This window comes from Mesorhizobium sp. WSM3859, from assembly GCF_002295065.1.
Classification (GTDB): Bacteria; Pseudomonadota; Alphaproteobacteria; order Rhizobiales; family Rhizobiaceae; genus Mesorhizobium.
Genome location: NZ_NSGG01000016.1, coordinates 121369 through 137655, shown reverse-complemented (window position 1 = coordinate 137655; position 16287 = coordinate 121369). Strand labels below are relative to the sequence as shown.

Annotated in this window: 9 protein-coding genes and 4 pseudogenes; 7 read left to right on the top strand and 6 right to left on the bottom strand. The window is 59.2% G+C overall.

Annotated elements, in window-relative coordinates:
- Window positions 1–210 precede the first annotated feature (210 nt).
- Together CK230_RS27190 and CK230_RS33810 are read right to left on the bottom strand one after the other, a co-directional pair.
- Window positions 211–1395, bottom strand: a complete 1185-nt coding sequence (locus CK230_RS27190; RefSeq protein ID WP_176480235.1) for an MFS transporter — start codon at window positions 1393–1395, stop codon at window positions 211–213.
- A gap of 466 nt (window positions 1396–1861) precedes the next feature.
- Window positions 1862–2034: pseudogene (locus tag CK230_RS33810) on the bottom strand (transposase); the annotation flags it as partial.
- A gap of 546 nt (window positions 2035–2580) precedes the next feature.
- Between CK230_RS33810 and CK230_RS27175 the strand changes: the two are divergent.
- The 3 genes and pseudogenes from CK230_RS27175 to CK230_RS33800 all read left to right on the top strand — a co-directional run.
- A complete protein-coding gene (locus tag CK230_RS27175; protein WP_095795917.1) occupies window positions 2581–3009 on the top strand; it encodes a cytochrome c family protein in 429 nt (142 codons plus the stop codon).
- A 48-nt stretch (window positions 3010–3057) separates the two neighbouring features.
- Window positions 3058–3498 carry a hypothetical protein gene (locus CK230_RS33805; RefSeq protein WP_245330159.1) on the top strand — a complete coding sequence of 147 codons (441 nt, stop codon included), beginning with the start codon at window positions 3058–3060 and terminating at the stop codon, window positions 3496–3498.
- 728 nt (window positions 3499–4226) lie between these two features.
- Window positions 4227–4406: pseudogene (locus tag CK230_RS33800) on the top strand (Tn3 family transposase); the annotation flags it as partial.
- Between the two features lie 696 nt (window positions 4407–5102).
- Here CK230_RS33800 and CK230_RS27160 read toward each other — a convergent pair.
- Both CK230_RS27160 and trxA read right to left on the bottom strand, forming a co-directional pair.
- A complete protein-coding gene (locus tag CK230_RS27160) occupies window positions 5103–10148 on the bottom strand; it encodes a shikimate kinase (protein WP_095795918.1) in 5046 nt (1681 codons plus the stop codon).
- Window positions 10149–10448: 300 nt separating this feature from the next.
- Window positions 10449–10769 (bottom strand): thioredoxin, encoded by a 321-nt coding sequence (trxA, locus tag CK230_RS27155; RefSeq protein WP_095795919.1) that lies wholly within the window; start codon window positions 10767–10769, stop codon window positions 10449–10451.
- A gap of 258 nt (window positions 10770–11027) precedes the next feature.
- Between trxA and CK230_RS27150 the strand changes: the two are divergent.
- The 4 genes and pseudogenes from CK230_RS27150 to CK230_RS27140 form a co-directional block, all read left to right on the top strand.
- Window positions 11028–11190: pseudogene (locus CK230_RS27150) on the top strand (transposase); the annotation flags it as partial.
- Window positions 11191–12110: 920 nt separating this feature from the next.
- Entirely contained in the window at window positions 12111–12785 is a 675-nt protein-coding gene (locus CK230_RS33280; RefSeq protein ID WP_245330160.1) for a hypothetical protein, read from the top strand.
- A complete protein-coding gene (locus tag CK230_RS32770; protein ID WP_141246113.1) occupies window positions 12770–13090 on the top strand; it encodes a hypothetical protein in 321 nt (106 codons plus the stop codon). Before CK230_RS33280 ends, CK230_RS32770 begins: the two co-directional genes overlap by 16 nt.
- Window positions 13065–13850 (top strand): amino acid racemase, encoded by a 786-nt coding sequence (locus CK230_RS27140; RefSeq protein WP_095795920.1) that lies wholly within the window; start codon window positions 13065–13067, stop codon window positions 13848–13850. Before CK230_RS32770 ends, CK230_RS27140 begins: the two co-directional genes overlap by 26 nt.
- Window positions 13851–14390: 540 nt before the next feature.
- Here the strand turns inward: CK230_RS27140 and CK230_RS27130 are convergent.
- Window positions 14391–14631, bottom strand: a pseudogene (locus CK230_RS27130) (hypothetical protein); the annotation flags it as partial.
- 168 nt (window positions 14632–14799) lie between these two features.
- Window positions 14800–15810 (bottom strand): radical SAM family RiPP maturation amino acid epimerase, encoded by a 1011-nt coding sequence (locus CK230_RS27125; RefSeq protein ID WP_245330161.1) that lies wholly within the window; start codon window positions 15808–15810, stop codon window positions 14800–14802.
- Window positions 15811–16287: the final 477 nt, after the last annotated feature.

Sequence of the window (16287 nt, the reverse complement as noted above, 5' to 3'; positions counted from 1 at the left end):
GAACCAAGAGAGCGGATGGACCCAACGACACGTCGAAGCGAACGTTTTCGAGATTGCCCAGAAGTCGTTGCGCCATAGCAAGCGCAGAATGGCTCCTGTCAATCACGACAACGAAAGAGTCCGGCTGGTCCGCAAGTTGCAGCGCCACTGCCCGACCGACCGGCCCGGCTCCGATGATGACGTGTGATCTCCCGTGCATTGTGCCCAACTTCAGCCTTTAGTCTCAAGCACGGTCGGGGTCCGCTTGCGCCGGATGATGCGATAGCCAAGGAGAGCGATAGCCGTTTGCAGCAGAGCCAAGCCGGCAATCAACAGCGTCAGCGTGTCGTATCCCAGCTGGACTGAGACGAGCCCGGCGGCGAAAGGGAAGAAATACAGGCCAAGAAAATAGCAAAGGCTGAAAACGATCTGCACCAAAGTCCGGGACTGCGGCGCAGTCACGCGGACGGCTTCTGCCTGCATCATAGGATAGGATAGCCCATAAGTTATGCCGGTCGCCAGCGATGCCATTGCATAAATGACGGGGTGGCCTGGGGAGTAGTGAAAGCCGAGAAGCGAAACGACCGTCCCGCCCAGGAGTAGCGGCAAGGTGCGGTCGGCCGCACTGCGGGTTACGCGCGGACCAATTGCAAATCTGGAGCCGACTACTCCTATGGCCCAAAAGCCAAAGAATATTTCGTACGGAAGACCTGCATTATTCGCAAATAGGGCCTGGAAGTTTATCAAGCAAGTGTAAATGCTTGCGGACAACAGTACAAGAACAAAAAACAGAGCAGGTTTGCTGAAGAGGAGATTGAGAAGGTCGCGCCCAATCGAGGTGTTATTCGGAACATCTGCTTCGCGGATGTTCGCTGCACGTTGCGCTGCCCACGATGACAATGCTGACCCTGCCGTCGCCGCGAGCATTGCCAGAACGAACATATCCAGCGTGCCCAAGCCGGCGAACCGGGTAAGGAGGCTGCTCAGCAGCGGTCCGCAGGTTAACCCTAGGGTGGAGAAAGCAGAGTAGGCCATGAAGCTCGATGGCCGGTCTGCATCGCTTGAAAGGGCGGAAATGCATATCGAGCCCATAGTGAAGTGCAGCGCCCATCCGCCTGATTGCAGCATGTAGCTGAGGAAGTAGGGGAACGTCGCGCGCGCCCCCGACAATTCGTTCAAGAGTATGGTCACGCAGGCTGCTGCATAGAGAAGCCCGCCGATGGGTGCGAGCCTCCGCACGCTAAACTGGCGTGTCAGGGTAGGACTGATCAAAACTATTAATATAGCTGCCGCCATGCCTGCTGCTGAGATCGAACCAAAAAAGATCTCGTCGCGCCCAACCGACAACAGGTAGACTGGAAACAGCGCAAAAATGCCCATCGCGAAGGAAATCAGAAATCGTTCAGCAATGAACATGCGCCTGTACAACAGAAGGCGCGTATTAGTTATTGAGATGCTGTGGGCGTTCATTTTCTTGTGCCGTAAAGTTGTAATTAGCGTCAGTTATGAAGAAAATAGATCATGTATCCAAATACTATTACTGGTCGTTTTGGTGCGACCATTGTCATGGTCGAAGGAATACGTTGCGTTCGATCGAGAGCGTGAAGCATTGCGGTCCTGCGCCTGTTCATCGCGGCTACCCGTGACGCGAGTTATGCCCGGCAGCTGTTGCCCGCCCGCCAAAGAAGGCTCTCAAGAGTCATGCCAGCTTGCTTGATTGAGCTGAAGAAGGAACTTTATGGTTGCTTTTCAGTCGATTAACCCGAAGCAAAGCAAGAGATCGATTGACAATGGCCATATCGCGAACTCGACAAACCCGACAAAAGATGTCGGATCGCCTTGTTGAGACTGCTCCGCTCTGGCTTCGCCGGTGCCCCGTCCGCTGCGCCATCAACGACCGGCTCACCTCGACGCCGTCCCACAGATAGATGCCTCCTGTGGGTACATTGGGAGGCCATCGGCGTATTTCAAAACGGCGATATAGGCGAGCAGCCGCTCCGCCGGCAGGCCGCTTTCGATGATGTGGGCCTGCGCCAGTGCCTGGACCATGCCCTCGCGGCCCAATCGCCGGCTTTTCCGGTTGGTACGAGCTTTGCAGAGCTATTTGCGAGAACATTTCGCCTAATGTGTGGGACCGCATGAATTGCTGCAACAAGCTGCCTGACATCGGCCGCCGTCAATTTCTAAAGGGGGGGCGAACGTTTGCCTATGCAGGAATGGCCGTAGCTGTCGCACTGCCTGCGCAGACTCAGACAAGGTCTGCAGTGGGGCTGACACTCATCGAATCCCATCGATCAGGCTGAAGCCGAACGAACCCTCGACGTCAGTTATCAAACCGCGCGGGCCGGACCGCGACATTGTCGGATTCTCGACCACGTGCCCGCACAAGGGCTTCCCATGGAACTACAACGCCGATGAACACTCCCTTATTTATCCCGGCCATCCCTCACATCTGAGAAAAGTAGCAGATGGGACCAGTCGTCGGGCAATATTCCTCATACGAGCTGCGCATCGACGCCAAGGGCGAAAATCTACGCCGAGGGGGGTCGACGAGCTTCGTTACGGCCGCCTGGGCAACGTACTTTAAGCGAGGATTGGATCATGGCTTATAAACATATCGACCGCCTGCCGTATCCCCAATCGGGGAATTCCTGCGTGAAATATCTGTTCGTCGGTGCCACAGTCGTTTTGACGTTACTGCCTCCGGTCGCGCGGGCCCAGGATATCGAGGGAGGCGCGGTCTTCAAAAGGTGCGCCGCCTGTCACAGCGCTGATACCGAAGCGAACAAAGTGGGGCCATCCTTGAAAGGCGTCGTGGGCCGGACAGCGGGGACCGTCCCTGGCTATTCTTATTCGAGGGCCATGAGGGATGTGGGCGCCGCGGGCCTCGTATGGGATGAGCCGAACCTGATGGAATATCTGACAAATCCCAAAGCGAAAGTGCCGGCGAACAAAATGGGGTTCCCTGGCCTCGAGAATCCCGAGGACGTCAAAAACGTCATCGCCTATCTCAAGAGTATGTCAGGTTAGAAACCTTTAGCCGTTGCCTTCGAGAACATCGCAAAGGAGGGAGCGATCGTGCTTCACGCCATGAAACCTGTTTTGAAAGCCGACTGTTCTGCCGGGCAGAGCGGCGAAGCTATCCCGTTCGGGACGGCGGTAGCCAAAGCCATCGCGCTCGCCAAACCTATTCTACATAGCGAAACGGTCTCGCTCGTCGGTGCATTGGGGAGGGTTTGCGCGGCCGAAGGCTGGCAGGCCTGGCGGAGACCCAGCCGCAATGGTTCTCGGCGGTGGCTGGCTTCAGCTGCAAAAAGCGACAAGGCCGAACTGAGTTTGTACCCGTCCGCATATCCGGCCGCACCGAAAGGGGCGAACCTGTGCTGGAGATGCCTTGAACGTGGAACCGCGGCCAATTTGATGGCCGTTGCGTTGGCCGACGGCATCGCACTCCTGCCGCCTGAGGCCGCCGAAATCACAAACAGCATGCCGATACACTACGAACCGTTTGCGACCTAGCATTTGGCGAGTCTGCGTAGAGAGTCAGCCTGCCCGCCACAAATCTTGATGCCGCGGCCGAGCTGCGCTGACAGGCAGGGGCGTTACCAACTTAACTCGCGTTCAGGCATTTGCGGCATAGACACCATGGCATGAACACCGTGACCGTCAGCTACAAGCGCCATCGTTTCCCGCCGCAGGTCCCATGCAGGCTGGCTCTATTACAGGTTAATCGCTTGCTGGGCGAATGACGTTGACGGTGTCTGCTGGGAACGGCAAAGCCGATCCGATGGCGATTTTACGCGCAAGTCAGTCGTTTGAGGTGCAGATAGCAGCCTAGGCGAGGAGGTTCTCTGAACGTGCCGGAGCCGCTTCACAGAAAGTGCCGTTTCGGACGGCTTTCACGCCGAATTCGATGTGCCCAGAATTATCTGTCGTTGTCCGGAATTAAACCCGTGCTTAGGAAATGAAAACGAATCCGCCGAGAAGTGCGACCGGCAGTCACTCGACAAGGGTCACCAAACCTATTCAAGGGGGTTACCAATCCGACCGGCGGCCGACGCATGCTGTCGGGGGGGTGCACGAAAGCGTCGGTCGCCGGCACTAGGCGAAGGCTCCGCAAGGGCGAACGGCAAGTTAGGCGCGAGGCAGCGACCTTGACACCCTCGCGGCGCACGAATTTAAAGGCCGGGACAAAGTCGCTGACCGCGGTAACCACGACCACTGCTCGAACGATGTCCCGCAACGGTCGGCGCTGCCAAGCTGGGCTCAACAAGGGCGAAGCTGCACATAAACTGAAGCGCGCCCGTCTTCTTCCACGAGCGCGGCGAAATCCGCGCCCGATCATTCGAAAGCCAGGCCTTCCGCGCCTCCGGCCTCAAAACCTCGTTGTTAGCGCGATCGTGCATTGGAACACGGTCTATATCAACGGGCCGTCACCGACTTTGCGTCTCACCGCTGAGCTCGCCGCCTTCGCCCCGCCCGCCGCGGCCGCATCGGGCCACAACGAGCTCGAAGTTGCGCGCGGAATTGGAATCGGCGCTTCGAACATGCGCAGTATCGATGCTGATGACGAACTCTTTGCGTCGATCGCCGGGAGCTGCATTTCAAGTCGGCGTCATCCGTTTGCGCCCTTGCGTGCAATTCTTCCTCAGCAACCTGATCGTCGAGCCGTTCGCCAATCCTGATGGTTCGCTTGCGCACTGTGGCATGCGTCTCGGTCGGCTCAACGGGCAGGAATTCGGCAAGCACTCTCGCAGCCTGCCGGTACGGCATCATGCTCCCCAGCCGCGGCGTCAGTTCCATCAGCTCGGATGTCGCTCGATCCGGGCGGATCTCCCGCAGCCGTGCAAAGGCATCGACCTCCTGCGTAACAATCCCGACACGGCATCCAACGAGGATTGCGCAACTCCACGATGCCAAAAGTCAGTCCGGATCCGTCGGTGCGACCCGGCACCGGCGGTTTGTCTTTGTGCGGCGGAATCCTCCTGTGTCATCCAGGCCGGATCAACTCGGCCATCAGGCTTCTGACGGCTTTATACATGCGATTCCCACTTTATTAGCTCGGCGCGTACCCGCACCCTGCACCAAACCTGCGAAAGAACCCTTGATTGCGCCGCCTAAACTCATTGTCCTCGACCTGAGCGTTCTCTGCTTCTCGTGGAAGACGCTAAATCTGTTCGTGCGTTATTGCCGGCCAGCAAAGGCTGCAGGGTGTCGAGGGGCGGTGGCCGTTCACGTTCACTCATTGGTGCCGCCGGCGCCTTGATGGCTTCCACGACGCCGCCCCCGCAATAGTTGTGATGATCATCGTGCATGCGCTGCGCTGTTGGGGGCATGCTGATGGCGGTGCCGAAAGCACCGGAGACGTGTGATATCTCGGCAGCAGGCAGAGCGGCTTCTCTGTCGCTGCACAGGAAAGCGTAGAGTTCCTTCACGCAAATGCGGGCGTCCTTCTTGTCTTTTTGAAAGGGGGGGACGAGGGGCAACCTGATATCGGCCTTTTGGTAGAACGGACTGCGCTCTTCGTACAACTGGTCAACCTTCTGCTCGATGTCGGCGCCTTGCAGCAGCGGCCGGCTGGTGTCCCTATTGAGGCGCCTGCGGAGCTCTTTCAGCTCGGTGTCGAGCCAGATCGACCTCGCCTTATTAAGGATCACGGCTTGATTGGACTCGTTGCTAAAGCAGCCGCCGCCGGTTGCGATGACGATGGGCCCTCTCTCCAGCTGCTTGGCGAGCTCCTTTGTCTCCAGGTCCCTGAAGTGCGCCTCGCCGCGGCCAGGGTCGGCGAACATCTCCATTAGATTGCCGTGCTCGGCGACGATACGCTTATCGATGTCGACAAACTCCACCCCCAACTCCTTCGCAAGCTGGGCCCCGATGGTCGACTTGCCGCTCGCCGGCATGCCGACGAGCACGACCGGCCGCGTACCCAGGGCCGCGAGGATCTCACCGGCTTGCGGCGAGCGAGCGACCGCAATCTGTTGTCTTGCGACGGTGAGCGACCTGGAAGTCCTTGCCGCCCTCGAGCTGCTTTCTCCTGACGAGCCCCAGTGTAATATCTCCCAGGCACCATGGGGAACGGGGACCAGCTCGCATTCGCTCTGCGCGCGCTGCGCGAGCTCGGCCCGGTAACTGGCCGGCGTATGGAACTCGACCTCGAAGCGATAGTTCTGCGCGGTTCTAAACGCCGTGTGAACGCCGCGTAACCGCGGCGTGTCCATCCTGGTGAACCAGTTGGTGGTCGCGACCTCGCTGCAGTCCCGCTCCTCGAAGGCCAGTGCCGCTTTCCTGAAGGCGCGCGTAAAAGCCTCGTCCGGGATCTCGAAGACATGGCGCACGGCATTGGTGACCAGTTGGGCCTCCGGCGCCGCGCTCACGTTCTGGCCGGTCAACTCGTCGGCTATCCAGACATGCCCGCGCGACCGTTGGTCAAGATGCGGCACCTTCACCTCGATGCCGTCCTGGCGCAAAAGCTCGGCAACCGCGTGCACAGTTTCGGTAATCGCGCTTTCTTGCGCTTCGGCAGGGGCGGCTTCGAGCCTGGCGCGCTCCAGGGCTTCGCTGCTCAGCGTTATCCTGCCGGCGGGGTCGTCGGTGGAGATTGCTAAGGCGCTGGGCAGTATTCGCTCTTCGACGGCGAGTCTGATCGAGGCCTCCATGACCGAGGCCGCCAGCGTGGGGTTGTCCTTCAGATCCGCCAGGCTGCCATCGACGTCGAACCGGCCCTGGTGGAGCTTTGCCGCCTGGGCCTTGACATAGGGCGCCGACTTGAAGCCCGGCCTCCGCTCCAAGAGCCGCTGCAATTCGGTGGTTTTTTGCATGAACACCCGCGCACCAGTATCGGACTTGTAGGCGTCCGTGCCGACCTTGATGCCGACGCTCAACAGGTTGATGGCACTTTCATGCAGATCAGCCGGGTTGTAGCCGTCGGGCCGCGGATCGATGCGCGGCTGGTAGTGGTTGAGCAGGAAGTCGACGCGCTTCCTGGCGTCAGCGGTTGCCGGATAGGATTCGCTGAGTTTCGGGAAGAGCGCGGCCGCGTCGGCGCTGACGGCAGGCTTCGCGCCGGCTGAGGCCACGGATCGCGCTAACTGCTGCTTTACGTCCGACTGCTCATGAGCCAGCTCGCTGAGCTGCCGGTTCCAGTCCTGGAGCTCGGCCACTAGCAAGGCGGCCAGTTCGCAGGCCACCGGATGCTTGGCGGCCTTGCTGTCTTCCCCCGCCCTGGTGATGAGATCATGGAGGGTCTGGCCATCCGGCCGATCTTCCTGCAACAGTGCGCGGATGTCGGCCTTAAGCTCAGGATGAATGCCCTCGTAGGTGCCGAAGATGGCACGCTCGGCAAACCAGCGTTGCGCCTCCTGCGGCTGCGCCAGCACGTTGCGCTGCAGGCAGCTGTAGGTCTCCAGCACCAGCCCGGTGGCCGACAGGATCTGCTTGGACCGGCTGAACTGGTAGTCGCCTTTCTCAATGGCCGGAGTGTGCGACTTCGGCGGCTTCATCGAGGCGATTCCGCGCGCCTGCAGCTGCGCGTCGAACTGGCGCACATGCTCGTAAAGGCGAGGCCGGTTGCCGATGATGACGACGGCGTCGCCGTCAAAATCGCCGTCGAGCATTTTTTGTTCGACGCTCGGAACCGCAACCAAAGAGCCGGGCGCGAACACCTCCGTCGCTTGCAGGATGCCGACGCACTCGAGCGCGGTGTCGGCCTTGACCCGGTCCTTTTCCTCCAGCCAGCGCGAATGGCACTTTACGTCCTCGGCAGACATTACCACCCCGCGCTCGGCGAAGTCCGCCGGCCACATTTCGTCGGGCACAACGATCAAGATGCCTTTGGCAAAGAAGGTCGGATCGTCGGCGGCTAGCCCAGCCCCCGATCTGTGCGCGACGTTGAAGCTGTATTGGAAGGCCACGCACTGATCCAGGAACGCCGCGGTCCGATCGCCATCGCGCGCCGACCTGACCCGGTCGGCGGCGAACGGGCGCAGGTTGGGCTTGTCATAGGGGGAGCGTCCGACAAGCACGCCAGCGTCACGGGTCAAGGTCTTGCTCTTGCCAGTCGGCACATGCAGGCATTCGTCGCTGGACGGCACGGCGATAGCGCCCGAACCCTCGATGTGCCCGCCCGTGACCGTCCGGAACACCTCCTCGAGGGTGAGGCTTGGATGGGTTTCGAGCCAAGCCAGAGCCTTCTCGCGGGTCTCCTCTGCCACCTCGACGCTGCGCGGATAATGTTGCAGCGCCGAGGGCGGTACCGCCGATTGGCTATTATCGGCATAGGCAGGCATCCGCTCGGGAGCGTCGTGGCGAGCGCGGGCAATGGCCGGCATGCGCTCGGCCAGTGAGGCCCTGATGAAGCCGCAGCCGTCATGCGGCCGCAAGGCGATCTCGCCGTCTCGCCCCTCAAACCGGAAGGGATGCCCTGCGCCTGCGGGGCGGTCGGGCAGAAGGGACAGCTTGAAGCACCCTTCCAGCGCATAATCATGCGGGCCAATGTCGGGGATGCCCGGCGGCGCGGCAAATCCGCGGCGCTGGGTATAGTAATAGGCTTCCTTGAACGGCGCCCAGGCCCGCGACAGCTGCTCAAAGGCCGTACCCGGAGCCGTCTCGGCATAGGGGATCGCCAAAAGCTTGCCGCTTGGGGCCTCTTCGGGCGCGAAGGGCAGGTGAGAGGCAAGCTGGTTCAGGCTCTTTTGCGGCGGCTTCAGTTTGCTGCCGCCGAACAGGTCCATGCGGTAGGGCACGCCCTCCACGGGGAACGTGCGTGTCAGCATGGCGCCAGTCGGAGTTCCCTTTAGTTGCACCGCCACCACCGGCACCGCGCCCGAGGTCAAGCGGTGGAAAGTGGAATACCGCAACTCGGCTTCGCTGGCCAGCGGCCGGCCTTGCATGTCGACCACCGGTAGCCGCATCAGTCCGGCATCGCCTTGCGGCGGTCTCGGCTCGTGGTCCATGGCCTGAAGGACCCGATGGACATCGAAGCTGGCGGCTGAATGCTGGGCCTGGACCATCGATGAGTTCTGCGCCATGAAGGTGTCGAGCGCTTCGAGCGGCTCCTTCGCCTCGATCTCGGCGATCACGTTCCAGCTCATGTAGGAAAGGTCGGCGTAGATGAGGGCGCGGGCACTGTCCAGGATCTGCCTGGTCTTGCCGTGCAGCTCTTCCTGCCTGGCCTGTAGGGCGAGTTCGTCGCCGTCGACATAGGGCCGCCGGTAGAGCGTCTCCAGCACCGCCCGGGTCTTGAGCACCTGATAGATCGAAAGCGCCGGGCAGCGGCTTGCATTGGGGCCGCTGGTGCGCTCGGCCTGGCCTGCCTTGAGATGGGCATCGATCTTGTGTTCCACCACCGGCTGGATGGCGTTGAGCAGGTTCAGCGCCGGTCTGCGGTGCCAGCGCAACACCGGCTTCGGGCTGCGAGCCAGGGGCAGCAGGGAGGCGCAAAGATTGCCCATCGTCTCGAGGTTGTTGTTGTGCTCAAACCCGGGATTGGCACGTAACACCTCGAGCCTGTCCAGCCCCGGCTGTGCCAGTGCACCGAAATCGTCCGACAACTGCGCCTTGCCCAACGCCTTAAATATACTCGCGATGGCATGGACATCGGCCTGCTGCAGCCGATCCTCGGCATATTGGAGGTAGTGCGCCAGTTGATGCAGCCGGTCCTTCAGCAAGGCGGGTTCGGCGACCTCGCCGGCGGTCTCTCCCTCCTCGATACCCCGCGACAGACCGTTGGCGATCCTGACTAGCGCAGGCGTGCTGAAAGCGCTGAAGCGACGGCCCTTGGAACCGAGCTCGCCGGCGATGGCAACGATCGCCTTGCGTGCATTTTCTTCTTCCGGCCACTTGCCGAAACCGTGCACCAGATTGGCCAATTCTTGATCCGAGAATCCGTCGAGATGGCCGTCGCGGGCAACCACCGCGAGGGCGATGGCAACCGTCGCTTCACGCGTCTTCTGCTGGTCCGGCCATCTGCTGAAGCCGTTCACCAAATCCGCCAAGTCTGAATCCGAAAATCCGTCGAGATTGCCGTCGCGGGCAACCACGTCGCCGGCGATGGCAAGCGTCGCTTCGCGCGTCTTCTGCTGGTCCGACATTGCGTCGGAGATGCGGTGCGGGCCTCCTTCGTTATCAGGACGCCCTGCTGGTCCGACCAACTCTCCGGTGCTGCCCATATTCCCTCTCCGATCCAGCAAAACGCATCGCCTAAGCCTGTCAACAACAGGGCATCATTGGTTTGAGTGCGGTCACGCGAGCCTGCAACGGCGTGCTTGACAGCCGCAGCATTCAGGCAACGGCAACGGCCTCGACAACGCCGCAATGAAAAGCTTCTTCGCCGCTGGATCGCACCGACATCAGGCCGAAGCTCAAAGGGCTGAGCCCTGTATAAGACGCCAATAAATCATCATGAACCCTACCGCTTTACGGACCGAATCTACGCTTTTTTCATTGTGGTACAGATCGAGCGATATCGATCATGCAGCGTTCGAAATCCAGTTCAAAAGAACTGTCTTCGGTTTGGCGCCGACCAAGAAATCGGCCACTTCGCCGCCCTTGAAAATCGCCAGCGTCGGAATGGAGCGCACGCCCAATTGGGCGGCGAGTTCCGGGTTTTCATCGATGTTGAGCTTGGCGACCTTGATCTTGCCTTCCATCTCGACGGAGATTTCCTCGAGGCTCGGAGCAATCATCTTGCAGGGATCGCACCATTCGGCCCAGAAATCGACGACGACGGGTGCTGCGGATTCCAGAACTTCCGACTGGAAGTTATTAATATCGACTATCACGCTAGCCATGGCTGCTCCTTTGACCGAAGAAGATGTTGAACCAAATATGACGGTTTCCGGCTTAGCCGAACGCTATTTTCACTTTGACTGAGCCCGAGTGAGATGATGTAAGTTTCCGAGCGGCAAATGGTCCTTCGTTCAATATCGAATGCGCCGATTGGAGCGTGTCCTTTAATGAAGATTCAAAATTCTGAAGCGTCAACGTCGAAACGGGTTACACTCGTAATCTGGATAGATCGGACATGCTGGACCGGCTCGCAAGCATCGATCTCCGAAGCGACGATCTACAATTGGAAGGCCAAATTCGGCCGCATGGACTTTTCCGAGGCGAAGCGGCTGAGGGCTTTGGCAGAACGCGAAGCTGAAGAAGCTTCTGGCCGAGCAGATGCTCGACGCGGCCGCCGTTCGCGAGCCGCTTTCAAAAAATGTATGACCCCGCCCCCGCCCGTGCGAGGGTCGTTTCGATCAGACGATGCAATGTCTGCACAAATGCATCCGGCCTCTTGCGGGCCGCTGTTGCGGCCAAACCATGATGAGATCCGCGCGTGCCGTTCCCAGATAAATAGTCCGGGCTCAAACCCGCTTTTTTGCACAGGGTTTACGGTGCGCCGTTCGACTGTCTCGTCATCACTTTCATGAGCCTCGCAGTCTGGAACAAACAGGATCAGCAAAAGGCCGGATCCCCCGCTCGTAGCCTACGCCGGGCTTAGTCATCCCATGCGATCCGCGCAATCTTGGCGCCAAGGCGACGGTGACCTTGTTAGTCTGCCATCTTGCCTGAAGTCCATCAAGCCAGGCGCCAAGCGATGTCGCGCGCGATCAAGATTTGTCGCTCAGGAGCGGGCGCCAAGGATGATCATCCGGCGCAGATATCGGTTGCCGCGCTAGCCTATCCCCAACCTTCGTTTTGCCTCCGTAGAGTATACTCTGGGCACAAGACCCAGCCAAGCTGCCATATCGCGGGCCTTTTGAACTGTCGGGCAGGTCCAGCTGCTGCCAAAAGCGCCGTCGCCGCGAGTGGACCAGAGATGCGCCTCCGCGCCCGATACGGTTGAAATAGTATCCGAGCATTACGGCGAGCAGCTCAGGACGTCTTCCGAGCACGACGGATGCATCGATGCGGAGCAGAGGCGCTGCCGAGCAGCCTGCTCTAAACCACTGACGTCGACGTCCGGCAACAGATTTTTTAGCTTGCTGCGGTCACAGGGCGGGAGGCGGGTGTAGGCGTAAACTCAGGCCTTTGCCGACAAACGTGCGTCCGGATTTTGGCGGCGATCTTCACGATGAGCTGCAATTTCTAGCGACGGCCACGCTAGGGTCACGGGGCGGTGGAGGGAGCGGCAGATCACAATGGGCACGAAAAATCCGCCGCTTTCGACCAAGGACATCAAATGCTTCGGGCCTGATCCCTTACCAGCTTCCGCACCAATCTGGCGTCGGTTGAAGAGCGCATCACGCTTGCTTGCGCACCGGCCGGGCGCGACCGAGCCTCCGTGCGCTGCCGATCATCAAGACGGTGCCGGCCCAAATCCTGCGATATGCCTTCGACGTCGGCATCAGCACCTTCGGCGAGAACAAGATCCAGGAGCAATATCAAAGCGCGAGGCGCTTGACGATCTCGCCATCGACTGGAGCATCGTCGGACATCTGCAGACCAACAAGGCCAAATATCTGACCCGCTTCGCGCGTGAGTTTCATGCGCTCCACAGCCTGCGGCTCCCCGACATTCTGAACACGCGGCTGGAGCGCGAAGATCGCTTCCTCAACGTTTATGTGCAGGTCAACACGTCTGGCGAGGACAGCAAGTTCGGCCTCCATCCGAACGCACTGCTGCCCTTCGTGGAGAAAGTCGATCAGGGTCCCCGTCTCCGACCATGCGGGTTTTTCCGCAAGTCACGTTGCGAGCCGGTTCGGATTGACGAGGCTTACCTGAAAATTCGGGCGACTGGCGCTCTCTTCACTCGGTCATCGAAAAGCGACACACTGTCGGGTTTGTCGCGTCTACGGCAATGGCGTATGGCCTGATTTCGCACCGCAAGATCCCTAAAGTATTTCATGACAACGTCAAAGTTTCAGCCAAGGCTCTTATTGCGCACTTGGCATGGTATTTGATGCTTCCAATTCGCGAAGCTCTGCCAACCTATGTGAGTCCACCCCATAGCTTCAGCGATACCGGGCTCGCCGACCACGGCGCCAGTGCAGCTGGAGAACATGTGGCTGTTGAAAATACGCAGGTGGAACAACCGCGGTCGGCTGCCGCCTCCCGGACAATCGGTGGCGTAAATCTTAAGAACAGGAATTTCGATGATCGACGTCATGCTGCAGCGTAATTTCCCTTCCTGCGAGCTACCTAACCAACGAAAACTACTAGGAGTGGTCGGCGGGATGGGAACCTTGGCGACGGCCAAATTCTTGGAAGCTCTGGCTCGCAAAAGCCGATTTGAAACAGACCAGGATCACATCGCATTTATATGTCTATCGGCGCCAAATATCCCCGATCGTTCGCAAGCAATTTCAATCGGCAGCGATGCCCCCTTGCGGCAAATTGTGGAGCGCGCGTCTTGGCTAGAGAAAGCGGGATGCGGAGCAATCGCTATCCCCTGCAATACGGCGCATCTCTGGGCCACAGAGATAAAACAAGCGCTTTCAGTGAAACTGATCGATATGGTTGAGATCACAAAACAAGCCATAGAGGTCTCACATGGAAGTGCGGCGCACAATCTTCGCTCAATCACCTTGGGAACGAGCGCAACTATGCAACACGGGCTTTATGTTGAACGAAACGAAGACCACTTCGGCAAGGAGTGTTGTCGCAGCCTCAAGAAACTTCAAAATGAGACCGCAAGAATTATAGCAGATGTCAAGTCCGGAAACACGAAAGACGCAAAGGACAACCTAACAAGGGTTGTTAGACTCGCGAGGTCTTTCGAGCCTCACATAATTATCCTGGCTTGCAGTGAATTGTCAGCAATCTGCGGGGACATCGCAGACGGTCATAACATTGTCGATCCGATTGATATACTTTCTGATGCTTGCATTTCCTGGTGGATGACAGAGAGCCAGCCACACCCTGTTGGCAACAGATTATGAGGTAGACGCTATGAGAGCTCGTTGTCCCCAGCGCCATGCTTGCAGGGAATGCGGCGCACATATGTACGGGCCGGTGGAGCGGGATAACGCCTCCAAGGGCTTGTCCTTTGTTCACCCGGAGCTCTTTGACAGCGATAGGTGACCGGAGCCCGGCATTGCCGCTTTTGTGTCATCGGCGATCGAAGGCGGCATTGATCCGTCGGATGGACGGCATCCGCTCTAAAATCAGAGCACTGGGACTTGAGCCTATGATTGCATTTCCCTAGCTCTGATGAATTATCGTGCTGTTGGGCTGCGGAAAAGATCGCCCTGCTTGTAGTGAAGGGTTTTCGCATCGCTCCGCCCTTTACCGTTTGCAGCGCTGCCGTCAATGCAGGACCGACAAAAATATTCGTGCTACTTGCTCAGCACCATCACCGATCCAGGAGCGATCGGCCGATGCAATCGCCGAGGCGTCACGTGACGTCAACCTCGATTAGGACTGGTTCTGGGGAATCGCTGAGCGCTATGGGTCAGTATGGAGCCATGAGCTGGGCGGTTAGCGAAAAGTTCCTTGTAGCCGGTCGACCATCCAGTTCGCCCGGTCGAGATGGCTGCGCGCCGCGTTGTGGGCGCGTTCCGGTTCCCTCTCCGGGTCGATGCCGAGGATGAGGTCGGCCATTTCCTCGTAGTTGGCGTTGTCAGCGGCAGCATCCACCAACCACATGTAGATGGTGAAATGCGATTGCCCATGCCGATCCTGTCGCCATAGGGGAACGCCACCCCAGCTTGGGTTGCCAATGACCTCAACGCCAACCGTCGGCATAGAGTGGTCCGGTAAGCTTGGCGCGTGGCGAAGCTCTCGGCGAGCACCTCGATTTCGTCGAGGCGGGCCTGGATAGCCCGACTTCACCCGAGTGGGACGCAGGGCAGTGGCGTTGCGGACAAAAGAGCCTTCGGTCCGCGCCCGTCATCCCGTTCTGCCAAGCGAAATGTCGTCGAGGTCCTCTTCGATCACCCCAGCCGCGTATAGCTGATCGAGCAGGTCGGCGACGGCAAGGACGCTCGCTCCATCCGTGACCCCCATAATTAGCTCCGAGGCTGTACAGTTCCCGCTCGCGATTAGATGGCCAACGGGAATCGGGACCATCCCGTCGAGCACTCGATGCTCAACCTTGCGTGAGCGGAGATGGAAGCAGTCGTCCCCTGCCTCGTATTGCAGGTCTCCGCGGAAGCGAATTGGCCGGTTGGGAGGCGGGCTTTCGAGCATATTCTCGTCGATGATGCTATCGAGACCCTCCCGGAACTCGTCGGGCGTGCTGAAGAAACGTTGAGCCACGATTCGGTACCCGAGAGGCCAGCGTTCGCTACCCGGTACCGGCGTCACCAGTTGTAGACGTCCCTGCCGCATATTCACGAGAAAGCCAGAAACACAGGCGATAGTTGTGGACCAGCCTTCCGGCACGGCGATTGCGGGATCTTGGCCGGACGCCCTAAGTTTCTCCTTCCGCGCGCGTGCGCGCCCGGTGAAAGCCTTTGCGGTCGGCGCGTCCTTGCCCTGCAGGATGAGTTCGACCCCCATCAGGTCCTCGGGCGAAAACGCCGCGTGTATCTGATTGAGATGGTCCGTGCTTAGCACCGAGAAACGATTGGTCACGCGACCGTAGCGTTCGAACAGTTCGAGCACGCGGTTGGTGAGTGCCTGATCCTTGAGCGGGGCCGCCGTCGTCGTTTGTGGCAATTCGCCCGTGATTTGATAGTAGTCGAACAGAAAACGGTCGTACTCCGGGTTGTCGATCGGGTCTGTGGCCCAGTAACAGAAGCCAGTACGGACTGCCGAACCAAACATTTCGCTCGCTACACGGAGCACGCCGCGCCAAACCTCTGCGTGCTCCTCAGTGTATGCATAGTAACCTTTGAAGGTACTCGCCGAGAGGCCACAGAACCAGCAACCGACGGTTGACAACTGCAGTTTTTCCACCGAGTTTAACAGGGCTCATGGATGTACACGGAGCGCAATTAGCCAACGCATTGGTGTGTACAAGGCTGATCAAGGTCGAAACACTCGAATCACCCTTGCGGCTCGCAGTCGCGCAAGACTTGTTTCTATTTGATTTTTCTTGGCTGTTCGATATAAAACCTTTAACCTCCTCGAGTGTGAGGTTGTAGTCGACCTTTGCAAATTCCACAATCGACGCAAGCCCTCCAGCACGCCGTTTGAGGTTTTCAAGCGGACTCCCTTTTTTCCCAGCTCGTTGATGAATCGCTCTACGTCAGTTCGCGCCATAGCTAATTCCCGCCTCTGCTAAGTCGGGCCATCGGCGAGTAGGAACGACGTCGCGGCTCCCCTCACCCGTTCGGCCGTTCGGTAACCAGGGCGTCCCGTAGCGCGAAAGCTACGCAGGCGGCCGTTCGTGATCTCGACCGGATCGACGCCGTCCTGGGACAGGAAAACAGG